At 74.0% G+C, this 396-nt stretch carries 1 protein-coding gene; it reads left to right on the forward strand.

Annotated elements, in window-relative coordinates:
- A partial coding sequence (locus EAD89_RS00030; protein ID WP_147458713.1) for a universal stress protein occupies positions 1–396 on the forward strand: 396 nt, incomplete at both ends.

The following is a 396-nucleotide window of genomic DNA, read 5'->3' on the forward strand; positions in this document are numbered from 1 at the left end:
TCCCGCCCGTTACTGCTGGTGCACGGCTACCTGCACCCGCTCGGCTACGGCGTGCCGATCAACCCGTACGACCTGGGGGTGCCGGCGCCCTCCGGGGAGGCGCAGGAGATGCTGGAACGGACGGCGGCCGACCTCACCGACCGCTGGCCCGGCCTCACCGTCGAGGTACGTCAGGTCGCCGGTGGCCCCGGCGCCACCATGGTCGAGGAGTCCCGCCGGGCCGACCTCGTCGTCGTGGGCAGTCGCGGGCTGGGCGGGTTCACCGGGCTGCTGCTCGGCTCGGTGGGCGCACAGGTCGCCGCGCACGCGCACTGCCCGGTGCTGGTGGTCCGCCCGGACGAGAAGCCGATCCCGATCAACGCTCCGGTGCTCGTCGGCGTGGACGGGTCTGAGTCG

The sequence above is a fragment of the Micromonospora sp. BL4 genome (assembly GCF_003667505.1).
In the GTDB taxonomy this organism is placed as follows: Bacteria; Actinomycetota; Actinomycetes; order Mycobacteriales; family Micromonosporaceae; genus Micromonospora.